The 21921-nt window shown below is 59.7% G+C and carries 19 protein-coding genes; 9 read left to right on the forward strand and 10 right to left on the reverse strand.

Annotated features, from left to right (window positions below):
* Positions 1-159: 159 nt before the first annotated feature.
* The gene (locus QF010_RS24075; protein WP_429534086.1) at positions 160-1608 is read right to left on the reverse strand and encodes an aldehyde dehydrogenase family protein; all 1449 of its coding nucleotides are present in this window, start codon (positions 1606-1608) and stop codon (positions 160-162) included.
* On the reverse strand, positions 1605-3242 hold the full coding sequence (locus QF010_RS24080) for a 5-guanidino-2-oxopentanoate decarboxylase (RefSeq protein WP_429534087.1): 1638 nt from the start codon (positions 3240-3242) through the stop codon (positions 1605-1607). Before QF010_RS24080 ends, QF010_RS24075 begins: the two co-directional genes overlap by 4 nt.
* A 159-nt stretch (positions 3243-3401) precedes the next feature.
* On the opposite strand from QF010_RS24080, the gene QF010_RS24085 reads away from it, so the two are divergent.
* Positions 3402-4283 (forward strand): LysR substrate-binding domain-containing protein, encoded by an 882-nt coding sequence (locus QF010_RS24085; RefSeq protein ID WP_429510939.1) that lies wholly within the window; start codon positions 3402-3404, stop codon positions 4281-4283.
* A gap of 157 nt (positions 4284-4440) precedes the next feature.
* On the opposite strand, the gene QF010_RS24090 is transcribed toward QF010_RS24085, so the two are convergent.
* The 3 genes from QF010_RS24090 to QF010_RS24100 all read right to left on the reverse strand — a co-directional run bounded on the left by QF010_RS24090 (position 4441) and on the right by QF010_RS24100 (position 7425).
* Positions 4441-5621, reverse strand: a protein-coding gene (locus tag QF010_RS24090) for an IS3 family transposase (RefSeq protein ID WP_429534088.1) whose coding sequence is annotated in 2 segments (ribosomal slippage) — positions 4441-5354 and positions 5354-5621 — 1182 coding nt in all. Because the reading frame shifts where the segments join, the coding sequence is not laid out codon by codon here.
* A 133-nt stretch (positions 5622-5754) separates the two neighbouring features.
* The gene (locus QF010_RS24095; protein ID WP_429534089.1) at positions 5755-6369 is read right to left on the reverse strand and encodes an NAD(P)-dependent oxidoreductase; all 615 of its coding nucleotides are present in this window, start codon (positions 6367-6369) and stop codon (positions 5755-5757) included.
* Between the two features lie 174 nt (positions 6370-6543).
* On the reverse strand, positions 6544-7425 hold the full coding sequence (locus QF010_RS24100; protein ID WP_429534090.1) for an MBL fold metallo-hydrolase: 882 nt from the start codon (positions 7423-7425) through the stop codon (positions 6544-6546).
* A 208-nt stretch (positions 7426-7633) separates the two neighbouring features.
* Here QF010_RS24100 and QF010_RS24105 point away from each other — a divergent pair, with 208 nt between their 5' ends.
* Both QF010_RS24105 and QF010_RS24110 read left to right on the forward strand, forming a co-directional pair.
* Positions 7634-8539: a LysR family transcriptional regulator gene (locus QF010_RS24105; RefSeq protein ID WP_429534091.1), complete on the forward strand. Its 906-nt coding sequence runs from the start codon at positions 7634-7636 to the stop codon at positions 8537-8539.
* Between the two features lie 217 nt (positions 8540-8756).
* The gene (locus QF010_RS24110) at positions 8757-8933 is read left to right on the forward strand and encodes a hypothetical protein (protein ID WP_170206612.1); all 177 of its coding nucleotides are present in this window, start codon (positions 8757-8759) and stop codon (positions 8931-8933) included.
* A gap of 9 nt (positions 8934-8942) precedes the next feature.
* Here QF010_RS24110 and QF010_RS24115 read toward each other — a convergent pair whose 3' ends face one another.
* Positions 8943-9839: a helix-turn-helix domain-containing protein gene (locus tag QF010_RS24115; RefSeq protein ID WP_008156068.1), complete on the reverse strand. Its 897-nt coding sequence runs from the start codon at positions 9837-9839 to the stop codon at positions 8943-8945.
* Positions 9840-10027: 188 nt separating this feature from the next.
* Here QF010_RS24115 and pobA point away from each other — a divergent pair, with 188 nt between their 5' ends.
* Positions 10028-11212, forward strand: coding sequence for a 4-hydroxybenzoate 3-monooxygenase (pobA, locus tag QF010_RS24120; protein ID WP_429534099.1), 1185 nt, complete (start codon positions 10028-10030; stop codon positions 11210-11212).
* An 80-nt stretch (positions 11213-11292) separates the two neighbouring features.
* The gene (locus QF010_RS24125) at positions 11293-12810 is read left to right on the forward strand and encodes an MDR family MFS transporter (protein ID WP_429510943.1); all 1518 of its coding nucleotides are present in this window, start codon (positions 11293-11295) and stop codon (positions 12808-12810) included.
* Between the two features lie 87 nt (positions 12811-12897).
* Here the strand turns inward: QF010_RS24125 and QF010_RS24130 are convergent, their stop codons facing one another.
* From QF010_RS24130 to QF010_RS24145, 4 genes are all read right to left on the reverse strand, one after another.
* On the reverse strand, positions 12898-13746 hold the full coding sequence (locus QF010_RS24130; RefSeq protein WP_429534092.1) for a cache domain-containing protein: 849 nt from the start codon (positions 13744-13746) through the stop codon (positions 12898-12900).
* Positions 13747-14036: 290 nt separating this feature from the next.
* Positions 14037-14912: a hypothetical protein gene (locus tag QF010_RS24135; protein WP_033057517.1), complete on the reverse strand. Its 876-nt coding sequence runs from the start codon at positions 14910-14912 to the stop codon at positions 14037-14039.
* Positions 14913-15030: 118 nt separating this feature from the next.
* Entirely contained in the window at positions 15031-16023 is a 993-nt protein-coding gene (locus tag QF010_RS24140; RefSeq protein WP_033057516.1) for an NAD-dependent epimerase/dehydratase family protein, read from the reverse strand.
* Between the two features lie 54 nt (positions 16024-16077).
* Positions 16078-16971, reverse strand: a complete 894-nt coding sequence (locus QF010_RS24145) for a LysR family transcriptional regulator ArgP (RefSeq protein WP_008156078.1) — start codon at positions 16969-16971, stop codon at positions 16078-16080.
* A 96-nt stretch (positions 16972-17067) separates the two neighbouring features.
* Here QF010_RS24145 and QF010_RS24150 point away from each other — a divergent pair, with 96 nt between their 5' ends.
* From QF010_RS24150 to QF010_RS24165, 4 genes are all read left to right on the forward strand, one after another.
* Positions 17068-17469 carry an ACT domain-containing protein gene (locus QF010_RS24150; RefSeq protein ID WP_033057513.1) on the forward strand — a complete coding sequence of 134 codons (402 nt, stop codon included), beginning with the start codon at positions 17068-17070 and terminating at the stop codon, positions 17467-17469.
* Positions 17470-17476: 7 nt separating this feature from the next.
* A complete protein-coding gene (locus QF010_RS24155) occupies positions 17477-18079 on the forward strand; it encodes a LysE/ArgO family amino acid transporter (RefSeq protein ID WP_429510946.1) in 603 nt (200 codons plus the stop codon).
* 176 nt (positions 18080-18255) lie between these two features.
* The gene (locus QF010_RS24160; RefSeq protein WP_111451964.1) at positions 18256-18852 is read left to right on the forward strand and encodes a superoxide dismutase; all 597 of its coding nucleotides are present in this window, start codon (positions 18256-18258) and stop codon (positions 18850-18852) included.
* Positions 18853-19709: 857 nt separating this feature from the next.
* On the forward strand, positions 19710-21761 hold the full coding sequence (locus QF010_RS24165) for a putative bifunctional diguanylate cyclase/phosphodiesterase (RefSeq protein ID WP_033057510.1): 2052 nt from the start codon (positions 19710-19712) through the stop codon (positions 21759-21761).
* The last annotated feature ends 160 nt before the right edge of the window (positions 21762-21921 follow it).

The following is a 21921-nucleotide window of genomic DNA, read 5'->3' on the forward strand; positions in this document are numbered from 1 at the left end:
CCAGATCTGCTTCAAGCCCCCGTATTCACGGGGTTTGCGCTGAGCCGACGGGTTCATCCTGAGGTCGTGTAAAACACCTGACTATCGATAAAAACTCATTGAAGCCATGACGCCAGCGCATGCCTCATCACGAGGCATGCGCTGACCCTTTTCGAGCCGTCAGACCGCTCGAATCACGTGTTTGATTTCCTGGAAAGCCTGCAAACCCCACGGCCCCAATTCGCGACCGATGCTGCTCTGCTTGTAGCCACCCCAAGCGGTCTGCGGGAAGATCACTTGCGGCGCGTTAATCCACACAAGCCCCGCCTGCAAAGCGTTGGCGACCCGATCTGCCGCGTCGGCGTCACGGGTGACCACGCTGGCCACCAGACCGAACTGGCTGTCATTGGCCAAGGCAATCGCCTCGGCTTCGGTGGCAAAACTGCGTACGCAGATCACCGGGCCGAAAATCTCTTCACACCACAGCGCACTGTCGAGGGGCACTTCGGTGAAAATCGTCGGCTGCAAAAAATAGCCGCGCGACAGGTCCGCCGGACGATTGCCGCCGCAAACCAGCTTGGCGCCAGCACTCAAACCACGGTCGATGTGACCGAGCACGCGTTGGTATTGTGCTTGGTTAACCAGTGCGCCCATTTCCACGTTCGGGTCGAACGGGTCGGCTACACGAATGGCTTCGGCACGGGCCTTCAAACGGATGAGGAATTCGTCCGCCAGTTCATCGGCGATCAGCACGCGGCTGGTGGCCGAACACATCTGCCCGGCGTTGAAGAAACCGCCGCCACAGGCCACTTCCACGGCCAGGTCGATGTCTGCGTCTTTGAGCACCAGCAGCGAGGATTTGCCGCCCAGTTCCAGGCTCACGCCTTTGACGGTTTCTGCTGCGCGCTGCATGACCTGCACACCGACGGCGTTGCTGCCGGTGAAGGAAATCTTGGCGATGCGCGGGTCGGCCGACAACGGCGCGCCGACCGCCAGGCCCGTGCCGCAGACCAGGTTGAACACGCCCTTGGGCAGACCGGCCTGAGCGATGATCTTCGCCAGTTCCAGCTCCGGCAGCGGTGTTACTTCGGACGGCTTGAGCACCACGCAGCAACCGGCGGCCAGGGCCGGGGCGAGTTTCCAGGCGGTGGTGACCATCGGGAAATTCCACGGCACGATCAGGCCAACCACACCACACGGCTCGCGGCGCACACGAGCGCTGAAGTCGTCGGTTGGCAGCTCGACATTGCTGTCTTGCTTGGCATCGAGGCCTTCGGCCAGACCGGCGTAGTACTCGAAGGTGGCGATCACGTCGTCGACATCGATGGCGGCTTCAAACAGCGGCTTGCCGTTGTTGCTCGACTGCAAATGCATCAACTGTTCACGACCGGCCTGCACGCCCGCGGCAATTTTGCGCAGGATCGCACCGCGCTCGGCGCCGGTGGTTTTCGACCAGTCGGCGAAGGCTGTGGTCGCAGCGGTGACAGCTTGTTCGACAGAGCGCTCATCGCCGCCGTTCACGGTGGTCAACAAGGCTTCGGTGGCTGGGTTGATCACGCGCAGGTGTTCGTTGCCAGCAGACCATTGGCCATTGATGTAGAGGCCATCGAGAGTAGTTGGGAAACTCATTTCGACACCGCCTTCATCCACACAGTCTGATCGATTTCAATCAGGGTCGGGCCCTGGCGATCGGCGGCGGCGCGCAGTGCGCTGCGCAGTTGCTCGACACCGCAGACGGCTTCGGCTGCACAGCCCAGCGCCTTGGCCACACCAATGAAGTCTGGGGTGTAGATGTCTACGCCAACCGGCTCGATGGCGCGGTTGACCATGTATTTCTTGATCTCTTCGTAGCCCTGGTTATTCCACAGCAGGACGATCACCGGTGTACGCGCTTCAACGGCGCTGGCCAGTTCCGGCAGGGTAAATTGCAGGCCGCCGTCGCCGATCAGGCACACCACCGGAGGACGCGCGCCGTTTTCAACGCTGCCGCCGAGCCAGGCGCCGATGGCTGCCGGCAAGGCGTAACCGAGGGTGCCGTAACCGGTGGACGAGTTGAACCAGCGACGCGGGCGCTCCGGGTTGAACGTCAGGTTGCCGGTGTACACCGGTTGGGTCGAATCGCCGACGAAAACGGCCTCTGGCAATTCGTGCAAAACCGTTTCCAGGAAACGGGTCTGGGCCAGGGTCGGCGCGTCCCAGGTGGCAGCCAGTTCGTCGCGCAAGCGTGCGGCACGGACCTGGCCCCAATCGTTACGGCGCTCGGCCAGCGAGTGGTGGGACAGTTCGCTCAGCAAGGCTTGGGCGGCGTTGCGCGAGTCGGCTACCAACGCGACTTTCGGCGGGTAGTTACGCACGGTCTGGTCGGGGTCGATGTCCACACGCAGCAACACGCCAGGAATCTCGAAACCGCCGGCGAAGGTGACGTCGTAATCGGTCTCGGCCAGTTCGGTGCCGATCGCCAACACCACGTCTGCTTCAGCCACCAAAGCGCGAGTCGCGACCAGGCTTTGGGTCGAGCCGATCAGCAACGGATGGTTGGATTCGAGCATGCCTTTGGCATTGATGGTCAGGGCCACCGGGGCGTCCAGCAGTTCGGCCAGTTCAGTCAACTCGGCGGCGGCATCGATGGCACCGCCACCGGCCAGAATCAGTGGGCGCTTGGCACCGGCCAGCAGCGCGGTCATGCGGCTGATTGCGCTCGGCGAGGCCCCGGCGCGGTCGATGTTCACCGGTACGCTGGCGAGCAAGTCATCTGCCTCTTCGACCAATACGTCCAACGGAATTTCGATGTGAACCGGACGCGGACGGCCGGCCTGGAACAGCGCAAAAGCGCGAGCCAGGACGCCCGGCAATTCAGCCGCCGACATCAAGGTGTGGGAGAACGCCGCAACGCCACCGACCAATGCGCTCTGGTTCGGCAGCTCGTGCAGCTTGCCGCGACCGCCGCCCAACTGGCTGCGCGATTGCACGCTGGAGATCACCAGCATCGGGATCGAGTCGGCGTAGGCCTGGCCCATGGCGGTGGTGATGTTGGTCATGCCAGGGCCGGTGATGATGAAGCACACCCCCGGTTTGCCGCTGGTGCGAGCGTAACCGTCGGCCATGAAACCGGCGCCCTGTTCGTGACGCGGAGTGACGTGGTTGATGCTCGAACGGGCCAGCCCGCGATACAGCTCCACGGTGTGAACCCCGGGAATGCCGAACACCTGCTCAACTCCGTAATCTTCGAGTAACTTGACCAATACTTCGCCGCACGTCGCCATGTCTTTGCCCTTTTTGTTCGTTTGAGACGCCGGACCTGCGCAGTGTTTATGATGAGTGGGCAGGTCCAGGGATGGCCTCATTGGAACGGGCGACACGTAGCCGCAACAATGGATAAAAAGTCATACTAGCCATGTCCTCACGTCATACCTTGGATCCCAATGAAACGATTGCCTCCCCTGCCGGCGCTGCACACTTTTCTGATTACCGCGCAGTGCTGCAACTTCACCCGTGCTGCCGAACAGCTGTACATCACCCAAGGTGCGGTGAGTCGGCAGATCGCCGGGCTGGAAGAACATCTGGGTTATGAACTGTTCATTCGCCAGGCCCGAGGCCTTGACCTGACGGCCGAAGGACGGGAATGGCTGCCACGGGTCCAGCAGATTTTCGGCTTGATCGACGAGGCGGTGGAGCAGATCGGCGAGAAGCGCGAAACCCTGCAACTCAAGGCCCCAACGTGTGTCATGCGCTGGCTGTTGCCGCGGCTGTTGCAGTGGCAACGGGAGCGCCCGGATGTGCCGGTGGAATTGACCACCACGGTCAAGCACGGCGTGGATTTTCATCGCGAGCAGTTCGATGCAGCGGTGATGTACGGCGCACCGCCGGACAGCGCGCTGGCCTCTTTTCATTTGTTCGATGAGCAACTGACACCGGTCTGCTCCAAACCTCTACTGGAAGGTCCAGTGCCACTGATGACGCCGGAGGATCTGGAGCAGCACATGTTGCTGCACCCGACACGGGATGAACGTGACTGGAAGGCCTGGCTGGCCACCGCGGATGTTCGTTTGAGCAATGTCGGCAAGGGTCAGCATTTCGAAACGCTGGACCTGGCGATGTCGATGGCGTCCCAAGGGACAGGCGTGGCGATCGGGGATTGGTCGCTGATTGGCGATGATTTGAGTGCCGGGCGGCTGGTCATGCCGTTTGGATTGAAGGTGAAAACCGGGTTGGCGTATTACCTTGTTTTCCCCGAGAAACCCGGGCCTTCGCCGAAGTTACGTGAGTTGATGGGGTGGTTGGTGGAGCAGGCTCAGGCGCGGTGATTTGCGTGGTGTGGTGTGTCAGTTAGATCCACCCCTCACCCTAACCCTCCCGAAACGTCGGACCGCCCCAGAGGGGAGAGGGGGAAAGGGAGCAGATCGGGGCTTTTCAAAATCTGAGTTCGACTCGGAATTTCAGGTCGATGTCACTCTGTAGTGGTCAACTAATTCCGGACACCTCGATAGGTGGTTTAGACGCCATTGCCCGTTCGTAAACGGTCGGTGGCAGATATCCCAGTTTTGAGTGCAGACGCTCGTTGTTGTAAAACCCAACGATGTATTCAGTGATGTCACGTATCGCTTCGGCGTGATTGGCGTAATCGCGCCGCCATACCCGCTCCATTTTCAAACTCAGGAAGAAGCGCTCCATCACTGAGTTGTCCCAGCAGTTACCTTTACGGCTCATGCTTTGCTGCATGTTATTTCTTGTCAGCAGCGCCCTGTAGCTCGCGCTGGCGTACTGGCTACCGCGATCCGAATGAGCGATCAGACCAGGTGGCGGTTGACGCTGAGCAACTGCCAGTTGCATTGCACTACACACCAGCTCGGCAGGCATGTTCGGGGCCATGGACCAACCCACGATCTTGCGTGAGAACAAGTCCAGTACCACGGCCAGGTACAGCCAGCCGCTACGGGTCCGGATATAGGTAATGTCCGCTACCCAGGCCTTGTTCACCGCTTCGGGTTCGAATTGGCGATTCAACACATTTTCAGCAATCGGCAGATCGTGGTTGCTATCGGTGGTGTGCACAAACTTGCGCTTCCAGGCCGAACGCAGACCGTTGGCGCGCATCAAGCGACGAATTTTATAAACGCCTATTTCCATGCCTTTGGCGCGCAACGCTTTACGCAACGGACGACTGCCATAGCAGCCGCCACTCGCAGCAAACGACGCCTTGAGTTGCACAGTCACGGGACAAATCGAGGCTGGCGATCCAGCACGTTTGTTGGCCTCGTAGAAACCGGAGCGGCTAATACCCAGCAGCCGACAGACATACGCCACTGAATAAGCCTTCTGTTGCAGCTGCCGAACCAAGCGATACGTTACTTCAGCTCGCGGGCAAAGAAGGCGGTGGCTTTTTTTAATACATCGTTATCCATCTTGAGCTGGCGGTTTTCCTGCTCCAGCTGCCGGATGCGCTGTTGCTCAGCCGTCAACGGTTTGCCGATTCCGGCCTCTCCCAGCTGTTCAGCCTCGTACTGCTGCACCCAGCGCCGGACGGCGGTCTCACCAATATTCAGGTCGCGACAGACCTGTGGAACGGCCAGTCCTTGGTCCTTGATCATCTTTACGACTTGCAGCTTGAAGCTGTCGTCGAATGCCCTGCGTTTGCCAGTCATGAAAAACTCCTCGATAGATGCATTCTCCACCTATCGAGGTGTCCGGGGAAATTAGACCACTACACTCAAAAGAACACCTCGGTCAGTCCCCTCTCCCTCCGGGAGAGGGTTAGGGTGAGGGCTGGTTTTCAGCTCAATAACCGACGGTGAACCGCTGGCGGAAGTGCTTCGGCGCTTCCACTTCATCCAGCATCGCAATCGCATAATCGGCAAACGTAATCCAGCTACGCCCTGCACTGCTCACCAGCAAATCATCCTTGCCGATCCGAAACGTCCCCGTGCGCTCACCTTCGACAAACTCTGCCGACGGCGACACAAACGTCCAGTCCAGCTCTTTTTCCTGCCGCAGGTTTTCCAGAAACAGCGCACCGGCACTGGCCTCAGCCTTGTACGCCTGCGGAAAACCCTCGCTGTCGATGACGCGGGTTCCGTCCGGCAGCAACAGCGAACCGGCACCGCCCACCACCAGCAGACGTTTTACGCCGGCCTGTTTCACCGGTCCGATCACAGCATCAGCAGGAAGGGTCGAGAAGTGCGCAGCACTGATCACCACGTCATGGCCAGCAACAGCCGCCTGCAACGCTTCGGGATCGAGGGCATCGACATTCTTGGCGACCACACCGGCGCGCTGGCCGATCTTCGAGGTGTCGCGGGCGATCGCGGTAACGCTGTGACCACGACGCAGGGCTTCTTCCAGCAGTTGGCTACCGGCACGACCGGTGGCACCAATGATTGCGATTTTGCTCATGACGTTCTCCAGCTGTTTGAGTGGCTTTATGTGTTACCTGTGGCGAGCGAGCTTGCTCCGGGCGGCGTTCCGACGCTGGGCTGCGTAGCGGCCCCAAAATCCTGCGAGTGCTACGCACTCGAGCGGGAGCAAGCTCCCTCGCCACAAAAGCGGTTCAGCTTCAGGTGCGGCGGGTTACCACTTCATCTCACCCTTGGCGACTTTGGCGCTCAGTTCAAGCGAGCTTTCTTCACCCAGCTTCGGGTAGCGTTTTTTCATCGCGGCGATCAGCGCGGCAGCATCTTTTGCCTTGGCGGTTTCTTCGTCGAACGCCTTGATGTAATCGGCGGTGAACTGCACAGCGGCCAGCGAACGGGCGCTCTCACCGAGGTAGTGACCCGGCACGATGGTTTTCGGTTTCAGGGTTTCGATGGCGTGCAATGTGGTCAGCCAATCGGCGTGGGACTGCGGCGTCTGGGTGTCGGCCATCCACACGTGGATGTTTTGCGCGACGACAACGCCACCGACCACAGCCTTGATCGACGGAATCCAGACAAAGGTGCGATCCGGTTGCTTGCCGTCCAACCCCACCACCTGCAACTTCTGCCCTTCTAGCATCAGGCTGTCGCCTTTGAGTACACCCGGCACGATGGTTTTGGCTGGCACGTCGGCGCCCATTTTCGGCCCCCAGAACGCCAGTTTGCCGTCGACGGTTTTCTGGATGTGATCCACGGTCGGCTGCGAGGCGAGCACTTTGGCGTTGGGGAATGCAGCGGTCAGGGTATCGAGGCCGAAGTAGTAATCCGGGTCACCGTGGCTGATGTAGATGGTGGTCAGTTGCTTGCCGCTGGCGCGGATCTTCTCGACCACTTGCTCGGCCTGGGATTTGCCAAATTGGGCATCCACCAAAATCGCGTCTTTCTCGCCGCTGACCAACACCGAGGTCACCGGGAAAATCGCCTTCTCGCCCGGGTTGTAGACGTCCAGGGTCAGGCTCGATGCAGCCGCTGCATGGGCGGCGAAACCGAGGGTGGCGGTGGCCAGCAAAATACGTTTAAGCGAGGTGAAGCCGATCATCTGTTGCTCCGTTGTCGACGGCCAGGGTTGGCCAATGGCTCTGTAGCAGCTGTCGAGTGAAACGAGGCTGCGATCTTTTGATCTTGCCTTTACAAGCTCGCAGCCTCGTTTCACTCGACAGCTGCTACAGGGAACAGAGCTTAGTTGCATGACTCAGTACAAAAAATGCGATGCTGGGACATAGTTTGTTTCTGAAAGTGAGCAAATGATGGATCGTCTACAAGCAATGCGGGTGTTCGTCACGGTGGTTGACCTCGGCAGCCAGTCGGCCGCCGCCGATCACCTGGACCTGTCACGGCCCGTGGTTTCACGCTATCTGGCGGAGCTGGAGGATTGGGTCGGCGCACGCCTGATGCACCGCACCACGCGCAAGCTGAGCCTGACCGCCGCCGGCAGTGAAATCCTGCCCCGCTGCCGGCAGATGCTCGACCTGTCCACGGACATGCAGGCCGCCGTCAGCGAGCCGGACGACGCGCCGCGCGGCCTGCTGCGGATCAGCGTCAGCACTTCGTTCGGCCAGGCACAACTGGCGGATGCCATGGCCGCTTACGTCAAACGTTACCCTGGCGTGAGCATCGACATGCAGATGCTCGACCGCACGGTGAACCTGGTGGATGAGCGCATCGATCTGGCGATCCGCACCAGCAACGACCTGGACCCGAACCTGATCGCGCGACGGCTGACGGTCTGCCGCTCGGTGATCTGCGCCTCCCCAGCTTATCTGCTCGAACACCCGACACCGCTGCGGGTCGAGGATCTGAGCCAGCACAATTGCCTGACCCACTCCTACTTCGGCAAAAGCCTCTGGCATTTCGAGGAAGACGGTGAGCAGGTGTCAGTGCCAGTGCAGGGCAACATCAGCGCCAACGAAGCCAGCACGCTGTTGCGCGCGGCGATGGCCGGCGCCGGGGTGGCGATGCTCCCCAGTTATCAGGCCGGCGTGCATATCCACAGCGGCGAACTGATTCGCCTGCTGCCCCACGCCGAGCCCCGGCAGATGAACGTTTACGCGGTGTATACCTCACGTAAACACATGCCGGCGACACTGCGCAGCATGCTGGATTTTCTGGTGCTCAGATTTCCGGAAGAACCGGAATGGGATGTGGGTCTTTAAGCGGACCAATGTGGGAGCGGGCTTGCTCGCGAAAGCGGTCGATCATTCAACAATGATGGCGACTGACCCACCGCTTTCGCGAGCAAGCCCGCTCACACAGAGGTTCATCAGTGTTCTGAATGTCGGGGTAGATGCAGCGGCACCGTTGCTGGCAACTCACCGGCACTGACCTATGCTCAAAGTAATACCGAAGGGTATTCGTTCAGAGGTCAACGCCATGAACATCAAAACAAGAAGATACCTCGCGATTTTCATCACCTGCGCGGCCACGCTCGCGCTGTATGGCACCGCGGCCTGGCGCGTCGAGCAGTTGCGACAACTGCCCCGTGAATACGCGAGCTGCAACTTCGAACGCTGCATTCCCCACAACGCGACCCTCAACGCCCTCAAGTAACGAAGGGGATCAGGCCTCGTTGTCCTGATCGGCCTTCAAGCGGTCGCGAAATGCCTTGGGCGAGATCCCCACCCGACGCCGGAACAGGCGCGTGAAGTTGGTCGGATCAGAGAACCCCAACACGTCGGACATTTCATAAATGGTCATGCTGGTGTAGGTCAGCAAGCGCTTGGCCTCCAGCAATTGACGCTCGTGCATGATCTGCAACGCCGGTTGCCCCGCCAGTTCACGGCAAGTGCCATTGAGGTGGGACACGGAAATCCCCAGCCGATGGGCCAGGTCTTCGACCTTGACGTGTTGGCGATAGGTCTCTTCCACCAGTTGGATAAAACCGTTCAGATATTCCCGGGCACGCTGCGGACGCTGGCTGGCGTTGCGACGGGAAATCACCTGGCGGCTGACCCACACCATGATCACGCTGACCAGCGAATGCATGAGCATTTCGCGAGCAGGCTGGTGGCCGGTGTATTCGTCTTGCAGCGCTGAAAACAGGCTGTTGAGGTATTCGCCTTCCTTGCCCGCCGGGTAACTTTCGGCCTGGGCCAGGGCGTTCACCGAGTTGCCCAGTTGCGCCTGAAGATGCGCGACCAGCGGCGCGGCAAGCGTCACCACAAACCCTTCGACGTCCTCGGAAAAGCGGAAACCGTGAACGGACAGCGGTGGCAGGATCTGGATCGCCGGCTCGGTCAGTTGCGTACGTTTGCCTTCGATTTCAAGCTCTGCCTGACCTTTGAATACGAAGAGCAACTGGCACAAATCGGCGTGGCGGTGGGGTTTGATTTCCCACTGGTGTTCGCGGCTGCGTTTGGAAATGGTTTCACAGTGCAGCAAGTCCGGGGTCGGCCAATCCAGGCTTTCACCGTAGAGCTTGAACACTGGAATCGAAGGTAGGTCAGGCTTGTTCATCACTTCAATCCAGGCCTCGGGGGTAGACGGGCGATAATCGCACCGATTGGCAGAATGTACAGCTATCGGCTCAGTTTTCCCCTTCAATTGACAGACTCGCGAGAGAAAAATGCAAGCACTCGATCCATAAAAATTATTCACCGGCCCAGGTCGCGTGAAGCTTGCGAGTCATAAAAACAATGAAAATACTGAAAACCCAAATCGCCATCATCGGCGCCGGTCCGTCCGGTTTATTGCTCGGCCAATTGCTGCACAACGCCGGCATCGACACCCTCATTCTCGAACGCCAGACCCCGGACTATGTGCTCGGACGAATCCGGGCCGGCGTCCTCGAACAAGGCATGGTAGAGCTGTTGCGCCAGGCCGGGGTAGGTCAGCGCATGGACGCCGAAGGGCTGGTCCACACAGGCTTCGAACTGGCCCTCGACGCACGCCGCGTACACATCGACCTGCAAGCCCTGACCGGTGGAAAAACGGTGATGATCTACGGTCAGACCGAGGTCACCCGCGACCTGATGGCCGCTCGTCGGGAGGCCGGTGCGCAGACGATTTACGAGGCAAGCAACGTCGTTCCTCACGGGATGAAAACCGAAGAGCCGTTCGTGACTTTTGAGAAGGACGGCGAGCTGTATCGACTCGATTGCGACTACATCGCCGGGTGCGACGGTTTCCATGGTGTGGCCCGGCAGTCGATTCCTGCCGAGTGCCTGAACGTGTTCGAGCGGGTCTATCCGTTTGGCTGGCTCGGCATCCTCGCTGACACGCCGCCTGTTCACGAAGAACTGGTCTACGCCCGGCATGAGCGCGGATTTGCCCTGTGCAGCATGCGTTCGGCCACCCGCACTCGCTATTACCTTCAGGTACCCGCCGACGAGCACGTCGAGAACTGGTCTGATCAGCGCTTCTGGGATGAACTCAAATCCCGTCTGCCTGGCGCGTTGGCAGCGTCGTTGGTCACTGGGCCTTCCATCGAAAAAAGCATCGCGCCGTTACGCAGTTTTGTCGTCGAACCAATGCAGTACGGGCGGATGTTTTTGGTCGGTGATGCCGCCCACATCGTCCCGCCCACCGGCGCCAAGGGCCTGAACCTGGCGGCCAGCGACGTCAGTACGCTGTTCAACATTCTGCTGAAGGTTTACCGGGAAGGCCGTGTGGATTTGCTGGAGAAGTACTCCGAAGTCTGTCTGCGCCGGGTGTGGAAAGCCGAACGGTTTTCCTGGTGGATGACCTCGATGCTGCACCGCTTTGACGATAACGATGCCTTCAGCCAGCGGATTGCCGAGTCGGAACTGGAGTACTTCGTCGACTCCGAGGCCGGTCGAAAAACCATTGCTGAAAATTACGTCGGACTCCCATACGAGGCTATCGAATAGCCTGCTATCGACTTACACTGGCGAGCATCCCCGCTCGCCTTGCCCCTTGCGGGTCAATCACTGTCCGCAGGTTCTAACCCGTGACCAATCTCAACCAGCCTGAAACGCCAAAACCGGCCATTCGCAGCGTGTTGATCGCCCTGATGCTGGCGATTTTTCTTGGCGCGCTGGACCAGACCATCGTTGCCGTTTCGATGCCGGCCATTTCCGCACAATTCAAGGACGTCAGCCTGCTGGCCTGGGTGATTTCCGGCTACATGGTGGCGATGACGGTGGCCGTGCCGATCTACGGCAAACTGGGCGATCTGTACGGTCGCCGCAAGTTGATGCTGTTTGGCATGGGGCTGTTCACGGTCGCTTCGTTTTTCTGCGGCATGGCCCAGAGCATGGAGCAGTTGGTGCTGGCGCGGATTCTTCAAGGCATCGGCGCCGGCGGGATGATTTCGGTCAGCCAGGCGATCATTGGCGACATCGTGCCGCCCCGGGAGCGCGGCCGCTATCAAGGCTATTTCAGCAGCATGTACGCAGTGGCCAGCGTGGCCGGCCCGGTACTCGGCGGTTACATGACCGAGTACCTGTCGTGGCGCTGGGTGTTCTTGATCAATCTTCCGTTGGGCCTGGGAGCCTGGCTGGTGGCCAATCGAACGCTGGTGGGTTTGCCAGTGCCACAACGCAAACCGATCATCGATTACCTCGGCACGTTGCTGATGATCATCGGCTTGACCGCCTTGTTGCTGGGCATCACCCAGTTCGGTCAGGGCCATTCGTGGCGCAGCGCCGAAGTGCTGGGCCTGCTCGGTTGTGCGGTGTTGGTTCTGGCGCTGTTCGTCTGGCATGAACGCCGGGCGCGGGAGCCGCTGCTGCCGATGCATTTGTTCGCCAATCGCAATGCGATCCTGTGCTGGTGCACGATCTTCTTCACCAGTTTCCAGGCGATATCGCTGATTGTGTTGATGCCACTGCGCTTCCAGAGCGTTACCGGCGCCGGGGCTGATAGCGCCGCACTGCACCTGTTGCCGCTGGCGATGGGCTTGCCGATCGGTGCGTATTTCGCCGGGCGCCGGACCTCGGTGACCGGGCGCTACAAACCCATGATCCTGATGGGCGCCGCGCTCATGCCGATCTCGATTCTCGGCATGGCGCTCAGTCCTCCCCAGGCATTTGTGCTCAGTAGTCTGTTCATGTTGTTCAGCGGGATCGCTAGCGGCATGCAGTTCCCGACGTCCCTGGTCGGAACGCAGAACGCGGTGGCACAACGGGACATCGGCGTCGCCACCAGCACCACCAACCTGTTCCGCGCCCTGGGCGGCGCGGTGGGTGTGGCGTTGATGTCAGCCCTGCTGTTGGCATTGTTGCAGGACTCAAGTTTTGCCCACCTGGCCGGCTCTTCGGTGATTGCCGAGGGCAGTTCAGGGAACGTCTTGCTCGATGGTTTGAGCGCCGCACCGGGAGACGCGCAAAACGCCTTGCGCGCCGAACTGCTGCTGACTTTCCGGCACTTGCTGATGGTCAGCGCGGCGGTGTCGCTGTTGGGGCTGGCGGCGGCGATAGCCATGCCGAATATGGTGTTGCGGGGGCGCGAGGATAAGGTCCGCTAAAAGCAAAAGATCGCAGCCTGCGGCAGCTCCTACAAGGGTGTACACATTCCACTGTAGGAGCTGCCGCAGGCTGCGATCTTTTGATCTTCAAGGGCTGTAATACCCGACAGCCACCAGAAAATGCCCGACCTTTTTCAGGTAGGCATGCTTGTCCTCGACCTTGCCGGTCACAGGGTTTTTCCAACGGTATTCGTATTCGCCGTAGTCCTGCTTGGCCATCAGCGCCAGGATCGGCTCCCCAACCGGCTTGCCTTCCGGGTCCTTGATCTTGCTGAAATCGGTATTGATCAACCGCAGGTTGGTGCCGTGGGCGACATAACGCTGGTTATTCAGGTCGACGACGAAGACGTACAGGTCATCCTGCAAGTACCCGCCCTTGAGGGCGTTGATGGCCGTAAGCGTGCCCTTTTCGTCCTTGGCCAGATCGGCCGCCGCTTTGTTCAGCAACGCCATCGCCTGTTCCGCTGAAGCCCGTGGCAAGTAGTAACCGACCGCCAGGATCCGTTGGCCGATGCGCTGGTAGAACACATGCTTGCGTTCGACCTTGCCGTCGGACCAGTTCTGCCAGCGGTATTCGGCCTGCTGAATGCCATTGCCCTCCGGCACTTTCAAGGCGTCTTTGAAGGCTTTCTGCACATCCGGCCCGAGCACATCGGACACATCACGACCAATCAACGCCGAAGACGGCCCGCCGCTGGCGAGCATCACGCCCTTGGTGTCGACCACGAACACGTAACGATCCTTGTCGACAAACTCGCCCTGCCGACTGAAAGCAGCGAAGGCCTTGTCGCCATGGTCGTGGTAGTACGCCAAGGCTTTTTCCAGCAAGGCTTTGGCAGCCTGGCTGTCGTCCTTTTCCGTGCCGGCAGCTTGAACCTGGCCAAGACACAGCAAAAGCATCACGCCCAGCAAGGCCAACCTATGCAAAAACCCCATTGCGCATCCCTCGTTCTTGTTGGTGTTTCAAGAGCGTAGACGGCTTGGGGTTATGTACGAATATTCAGGAAACAGTGGCGGAGGGCTTTTGTGGTGGCGAGCTTTTGTGGCGAGGGAGCTTTTGTGGCGAGGGAGCTTGCTCCCGCTCGGCTGCGAAGCAGTCGCAAATCGGGCACCGCGGATTATCTGAAGGACCGCAGCGAAGGGATTTGGGGCGGCTTCGCCACCCAGCGGGAGCAAGCTCCCTCGCCACAAAGAGCACACCTCGCCACAGGAGTTCAGCATCCGGACTATTGTCCCCGGGCGCGCAGCTGCTGCTGCAAATTCTGGATCTGCGCCTGAAGGGTGTTGATGTTGCGGGTGACCTGGCTACGGAAGGCGTCGAACTCGGCGGTATTGGTCCCGCCTGCCGTCGCGGCCGGGCGATTGTCCTGTTGGCTTTTGAGGATGATGACTTCCTGCTCCAGACGCTCGATGGCGGCGCTCGGGTTGCCTTGTTTCTTCAGTGCAACGATGTCGGAGCCAAGGCTTTTTAGCTGTGCGTCGAATTTTTCTGTGTCCGCCGGGGTGCTTTTCAGCACGGCTACATCGCTGTTCAAGACTTTGACTTGAGCCTGTAATTGAATGGTGGCGGTCTGTTGCTCAGTGGTCTGAGCGGTCATTTGCGCCAGACGCTTGTCCAGATCAGTGGTCTGGGCGGTCATCTGCGCCAGACGCTTGTCCAGATCGGTGGTCTGGCCGAGAACGCCTTGCTGTTGTTTGCTTTGATCCTGGAGCTTGCTTTCCAGCTGTTTGATTTGCAGCTTCAAGGCTTCGCTGTCGCTACTGACGTTGGTCTGACTGGCGACAACCTTGCCGGAAATGTCCTGCAAACGCCCCGCCGCTTCTTCACTGATACGCGCGAAACTTTCCTGGGTCGCCACCAATTGCTGTTCCATCAGCGAAAGCTGCTGGAAGCTCCACCAGGCAAGGCCTGCAAACGCAAAGAACAAGGCGCCGACCAGCGCCCACAGTGGGCCGGTGCTCGGGCTTTTGACTTTGACGACTGGCGCGGGCCGCGAATGCACGGAGGTGCGAGCGGTGGTCGGAAAATCATCGTCGTCGAGGCTGTCGGCACGCAGGCTCGGTACATCGAAGTCGTCGTTGGCATCGTTACGCATGGACATTGAGTCAACCTTTGTGGAACGCGGTGATGGCTTGATGCGGCGCAGTATAACCCCCCCTGCCGCATCGATTGACCCTCAACCCCGAACTCGGTTCAGTGATGCGGCACTAACCCATGCGTCAGCGAATGTCCTGGGCCTTCCACCAGCCGCAGAATTCATCGAGGGCGGTCCAGAGACTGACTTTTGGATCGTAGTCCAGATAATGCCGGGCGCGACTGATGTCCAGGGTGAAGTTTTTGTTCATCACCTGCATGCCCAGGCGCGACAGGGTCGGTTCGGGACGACCCGGCCACAACTTGCACACCCCCTCGTTGAGCGCCGCTACGGTGTAGGCCAAGCCGTAGGAACGGTAGCGCGTGACCTGTGGGACTTCCATCTTGCGCATCACGTAATTGACCACGTCCCACAGCGGAACCGGCGCGCCGTTGCTGATGTTGTAGGCCTTGCCCAACGCCGAACCGCTGGCCAGCAGACTGCTGAGCAACGCTTCATTGAGGTTTTGCACGCTGGTGAAATCAACCTTGTTCAGGCCGTTGCCGATGATCGCGAGCCGTCCTTTACGCTGCATGTTCAGCAGCCGCGGGAAGATGCTCATGTCGCCAGCCCCCGTCACGAAACGCGGGCGCAGGGCCAGGGTTTCGAGGCCGAACTCCTGAGCGCCGAAAACCTTTTGCTCCGCCAGGTATTTGGTCGCGGCGTAGGGATGCTTGAAGCGCTTGGGCACCTGTTCTTCGGTCAGTCCCAAGTGATCGCGGCCATCGAAGTAGATCGACGGCGACGACAAGTGCACCAGTCGCCGAACCCGCTGTTTCAGACAGGCCTCGACCACGTTTTCGGTGACCTGCACGTTGCCTTGATGGAAGTCCTGATAACGCCCCCACAAACCAACCGCACCGGCGCAATGCACCACGGCTTCAACGTCTGAGCACAGGTCGCGTGCCAGTTCCGGGTCGCTCAAATCACCCTGGATAAACTCGGCGCCACGGCGCACCAGATGCTCCACACTTTCGGCCCGGCGACCGTTGACCCGCACGTCCAGGCCCTGCTCCAGGGCGAAACGCGCAAAGCGCCCGCCGATGAAGCCGCTTGCGCCGGTAACCAGAATCTTCATGAATTGCTCCGAATATTTCGTTTTGCGTATTGCGTGAGGTCTTGACGCTGCCCGTCAGTCCAACGGCACCAGCCATTGCTTCGACGAACGCACCAACTGATCGGTGAGTAACCCCAGCAACTGACCGCCATTGCGCCAATGATGCCAGTACAGCGGCACATCAATCGGCTTATCGGGCAAAAGTTCCACCAATACACCGCGCTCCAGTTGCTCGCGCACCTGCAGTTCAGGCACCAGCCCCCAACCGAGTCCCGCTTCCGTGAGGCGGATGAAGCCTTCGGACGAGGGGCATAAATGGTGTTCGAATCCGCCATCGACGCCGAGGGACGCGAGGTAGCGATGCTGTAGGAAATCGTCCGGTCCAAACACCAACGCGGGGGTTTTCGACAACAGATCGGCGCGCACACCTTCAGGAAAATGCCGGGCAATAAATGCCGGGCTGGCCAGCGCACGGTAGCGCATGGCCCCCAGCAAAACGCTGCGCGCGCCGGCCACCGGGCGCTCACTGGCGCAGACGCACGCCGCGACTTCACCGGCGCGCATGCGTTTGAGGCCGACGGTCTGGTCTTCGACCACCAGATCGAGCAGCAAATGTTGTTCCGCGCAAAAATCCCCGACCGCCACGGCCCACCACGTGGCGAGGCTGTCGGCATTCAAGGCGATGCGCAGACGTTCCGGCAGGCCTTCTTCGTCGAGTGCCGGCACCAGTGTTTGCAAGTCCCGTTCAAGCAGACGCACCTGCTGCACATGGTTGAGCAGCCGTCGGCCGATTTCGGTCGGGGCCGGCGGTGTCACCCGCACCAGCACCGGTTGGCCGACGCGCGCCTCCAGCAATTTGATGCGCTGGGAGATTGCCGATTGCGACAAGCCAAGCACCTGAGCCGCACGTTCGAACCCGGCCTGCTCGACCACCGCGGCCAAGGCAGAAAGCAATTTATAGTCGAACATCAGTTTTCCTAATGAGCGATCAGCATGATTGGTTTTTCTTATACAGCCTGACACCGGAGAATGGCCAGCAAGAACTCTTCAACAAGGATCATCGACATGGCTGGCGAAACTTCATTGGCAACCCTGCTGCGCAGCATGAGCCCGCAACTCAACGTCGGCGAATACGTGTTCTGCACCCTGCGCGACGGCAAGTTGCCGGCAGGCCTTGAAATTGTCGGCAGCTTTCGCGAGCAGGAAGGTCTGACGGTGATTCTGGAACGTTCCCACGCCGAGAAGGCGGGTTTCAGTTTCGATTACGTCGCGGCCTGGATCACCTTGAACGTGCACTCGGCCCTCGAAGCCGTCGGCCTGACCGCCGCGTTCGCCACGGCATTAGGCCAGGCGGGCATCAGCTGCAACGTGATCGCCGGCTATTACCACGACCATTTATTCGTCGGCCAGGCCGATGCCGAACGCGCCCTGCACGTGCTGCGGGATCTGGCGGCCAACGCGGAGTAAACATCTTATGTGGCAAAGCTATGTGAACGGCCTGTTGGTGGCCGCGGGGCTGATCATGGCGATCGGTACTCAGAATGCGTTTGTGTTGGCCCAGAGCCTTCGGCGTGAACATCACCTCCCCGTGGCGGCACTTTGCGTGACCTGCGATGCCTTGCTGGTGGCCGCCGGCGTATTCGGCCTGGCGACGGTGCTGGCGCAAAACCCGACGTTGCTGGCAGTCGCCCGCTGGGGTGGCGCGGTGTTTCTGATTTGGTATGGCAGCCTGGCGTTGCGTCGAGCCTGCTCGAAACAGAGCCTGCAACAAGGTGAAAACCAGACCGTGCGCTCGCTGCGCGCGGTAATGCTCAGTGCTTTGGCCGTCACGCTGCTTAACCCGCACGTTTATCTGGATACCGTGTTGCTGATTGGCTCCCTCGGTGCCCAACAAACAGAGCCCGGCGCTTATGTCGTGGGCGCGGCCAGTGCGTCGTTGCTGTGGTTTTTCACCCTGGCGTTGGGCGCCGCATGGTTAGCGCCGTGGCTGGCCCGGCCGAGCACCTGGAGAATTCTCGATATGCTGGTGGCGGCGATGATGTTTACCGTGGCCTTTCAATTAATCGCCGCAGGCTGATTATTCCAAAAGGCTCTGGAACCTCTATTCCACACAGTTGTTGCGTGGTTATGCCGCACCCCCGGTGCTATGATCCGATCCGATGCGCCGCAAAGAGTACAAACTCCCCGGCGCTTGTCTGGCCGCCCGTGATCGGCCTTGCGCTCACCGCAACTGACCTGATTAGGAGAATCATCATGGCTTTCGAATTGCCGCCGCTGCCTTACGCACACGATGCCCTGCAGCCGCACATTTCCAAGGAAACTCTGGAATACCACCACGACAAGCACCACAACACCTATGTCGTGAACCTGAACAACCTGGTGCCAGGCACCGAGTTCGAAGGCAAGACTCTGGAAGAAATCGTCAAATCTTCCTCCGGCGGTATCTTCAACAACGCCGCTCAGGTCTGGAACCACACTTTCTACTGGAACTGCCTGGCGCCAAACGCCGGCGGTCAACCAACCGGCGCACTGGCTGAGGCGATCAACGCAGCCTTCGGTTCGTTCGACAAGTTCAAGGAAGAATTCAGCAAGACTTCCATCGGCACCTTCGGTTCCGGTTGGGGCTGGCTGGTGAAAAAGGCTGACGGTTCCCTGGGCCTGGCCAGCACCATCGGCGCCGGCAACCCGCTGACCAACGGCGACACCCCGCTGCTGACCTGCGACGTCTGGGAACACGCTTACTACATCGACTACCGCAACCTTCGTCCAAAATACGTCGAAGCGTTCTGGAACCTGGTCAACTGGAAATTCGTGGCTGAGCAGTTCGAAGGCAAAACCTTCACCGCTTAAGATCGACGCCAGTCAAAAAAACCCGGCTTTTGCCGGGTTTTTTTATGCACTAGGGAAAGTCTTGGGGCGGCAGTTGGACCGCCTTCGTCGGATCGCTGCCTCGAGCCGGCTCGCTCCGACAAGGACACCACTGTACCTGTGGGAGCGAGCTTGCTCGCGATAGCGGTTTGTCTGTCACAAAGATGTTGAATGTGCTGCCGTCATCGCGAGCAAGCTCGCTCCCACAGTGGGACGGTGTACACGCGAGGCTTCTCACCACTCAACAGGCCGAGCGTTAGCTCGCCTGCCGCTTTTGATCTTGATGCACCGCCGCCTCGAGAGGCCGAGTGGAGGTTCTGCGCAGTGGGCAACCCGGCATGGATGCCGGGTTAGCCGCCCCCGGCCATGGATGGCCGATGGCGGCGGGCCCACGGAGCAGGACCGGAGCGAGGGCATGCCGAGCCTGGGCGAGGCACCGAACGAAAGGGGCAAGAGCCCTTGGTTACTTGGGGCTTTTCCAAGTGACTCGCCGTAAGGGCGAAACCAATAGCGGCCGTTACCGCAGAAACGGATATGTACACAGGATGCATCCGCAGAAACCAGGGGCGATTTCCCACGATGAAACCAGCCTTCAGCCCCTTGCCCCAACGCCACAGCCGTCTAACATCAACCAAACGGAAAATATGTCCAAATCCCCCTCAAGTTGAAGGCCCCAACAACCGACACAGTACAAATAGCGCAAATACTCCAAACGACCAGCATTTCAGCCAAGCTACAGGCAAAACCCCATGTGATTGATTGTCCCTTTGACTGCCATCACCGGATTGCCAATACTCATGGCAACTTGACGCTACCCGCACGGAACAAGGAATGACTCTTTGAAGCTGGAACTCAAGAACAGCTTGTCGGTGAAGTTGCTTCGGGTCGTGCTCCTGTCGGCATTGATCGTCGGCGTGGTCTTGAGCTGCGCGCAGATCGTTTTCGATGCCTATAAAACACGCCAGGCCGTGGCCAGCGATGCCCAACGCATCCTCGACATGTTCCGCGACCCCTCGACCCAGGCCGTCTACAGCCTGGACCGGGAAATGGGTATGCAGGTTATCGAAGGCCTGTTTCAGGACGACGCTGTGCGCAAGGCCTCCATTGGCCATCCCAACGAAGCCATGCTCGCGCAAAAGGCTCGCGAGCTGCAGCATTCCGACAGTCGCTGGCTGACCGACGTGATCCTCGGCAAGGAACGCACCTTCACCACCCAGTTGGTGGGTCGCGGCCCTTACAGCGAGTATTACGGCGATTTGAGCATTACCCTCGACACCGCCACCTATGGCCAGGGTTTCATCATCAGTTCGGTGATCATCTTCATCTCCGGCGTGTTGCGTGCGATGGCCATGGGGTTGGTGCTGTACCTGGTCTATCACTGGCTGCTGACCAAGCCGCTGTCGCGGATCATCGAGCACCTCACGGAAATCAATCCGGATCGCCCCAGCGAACACAAAATCCCACTGCTCAAGGGGCATGAAAAAAACGAACTGGGGATCTGGATCAACACCGCCAACCAGTTGCTCGAGTCCATCGAGCGCAACACCCATTTGCGCCACGAAGCGGAAAACAGCCTGCTACGCATGGCCCAGTACGACTTCCTCACCGGCCTGCCGAACCGCCAGCAACTACAGCAGCAACTGGACAAAATCCTGGTAGACGCCGGCAAGTTGCAACGTCGGGTCGCGGTATTGGTGGTCGGCCTGGATGACTTCAAGGGCATCAACGAACAATTCAGCTACCAGACCGGCGACCAACTGCTGCTGGCCCTGGCCGATCGCCTGCGAGCTCACAGTGGACGCCTTGGCGCCCTCGCCCGCCTCGGCGGCGACCAGTTCGCCCTGGTTCAGGCCGACATCGAACAACCCTACGAAGCGGCCGAACTGGCCCAAAGCATTCTCGATGACCTGGAAGCGGCATTTGCCCTCGATCATCAAGAGATTCGCCTGCGCGCCACCATCGGCATCACCCTGTTCCCCGAGGACGGTGACAGCACCGAGAAACTGCTGCAAAAAGCCGAGCAGACCATGACCCTGGCCAAGACTCGCTCGCGCAACCGTTATCAGTTCTATATCGCCAGCGTCGACACCGAGATGCGTCGCCGTCGCGAGCTGGAAAAAGACCTGCGCGATGCCCTGGTCCGTGGCCAGTTCTATCTCGTCTACCAGCCGCAGATCAGCTATCGCGATCACCGGGTGGTGGGGGTCGAGGCGCTGATTCGCTGGCAGCATCCCGAGCACGGGCTGGTTCCGCCGGACTTGTTCATCCCCTTGGCCGAACAGAACGGCACCATTATCGCCATCGGCGAATGGGTGCTGGATCAGGCGTGCAAACAATTGCGCGACTGGCATGACCAGGGTTTCGCCGACCTGCGCATGGCGGTGAACCTGTCCACGGTGCAGCTGCACCACGCCGAATTGCCACGGGTGGTCAACAACCTCCTGCAGATGTACCGCCTGCCACCACGCAGCCTGGAGCTGGAAGTCACCGAAACCGGCCTGATGGAAGACATCAGCACCGCCGCCCAGCACCTGCTGAGCCTGCGCCGCTCCGGTGCGCTGATCGCGATCGACGACTTCGGCACCGGTTACTCGTCATTGAGCTATCTGAAAAGCCTGCCGCTGGACAAGATCAAGATCGACAAGAGCTTCGTTCAGGACCTGCTCGATGACGACGACGATGCAACCATCGTTCGGGCCATCATCCAGCTGGGCAAGAGCCTGGGCATGCAGGTGATTGCCGAAGGCGTGGAAACCCCCGAGCAAGAGTCCTACATCATCTCCGAGGGCTGTCACGAAGGTCAGGGCTATCTCTACAGCAAGCCGCTGCCGGCGCGGGAATTGAGCGCGTATCTGAAACAGGCCCAGCGCAGTAACGCGGCTATTTTGTAAAAGATCAAGAAATCGCAGCCTCGTTTCACTCTGTAGCAGCTGTCGAGTGAAACGAGGCTGCGATCTCTTGATCCACGACACAACTCCCGCCTGAATAAGAAATATTTACAACCACAACCCTTTACACATAATGCGAAAGATTTGCATTATGTCGCAGTTT

It is taken from the genome of Pseudomonas silensiensis (assembly GCF_050434865.1).
GTDB lineage: Bacteria > Pseudomonadota > Gammaproteobacteria > Pseudomonadales > Pseudomonadaceae > Aquipseudomonas > Aquipseudomonas fluorescens_W.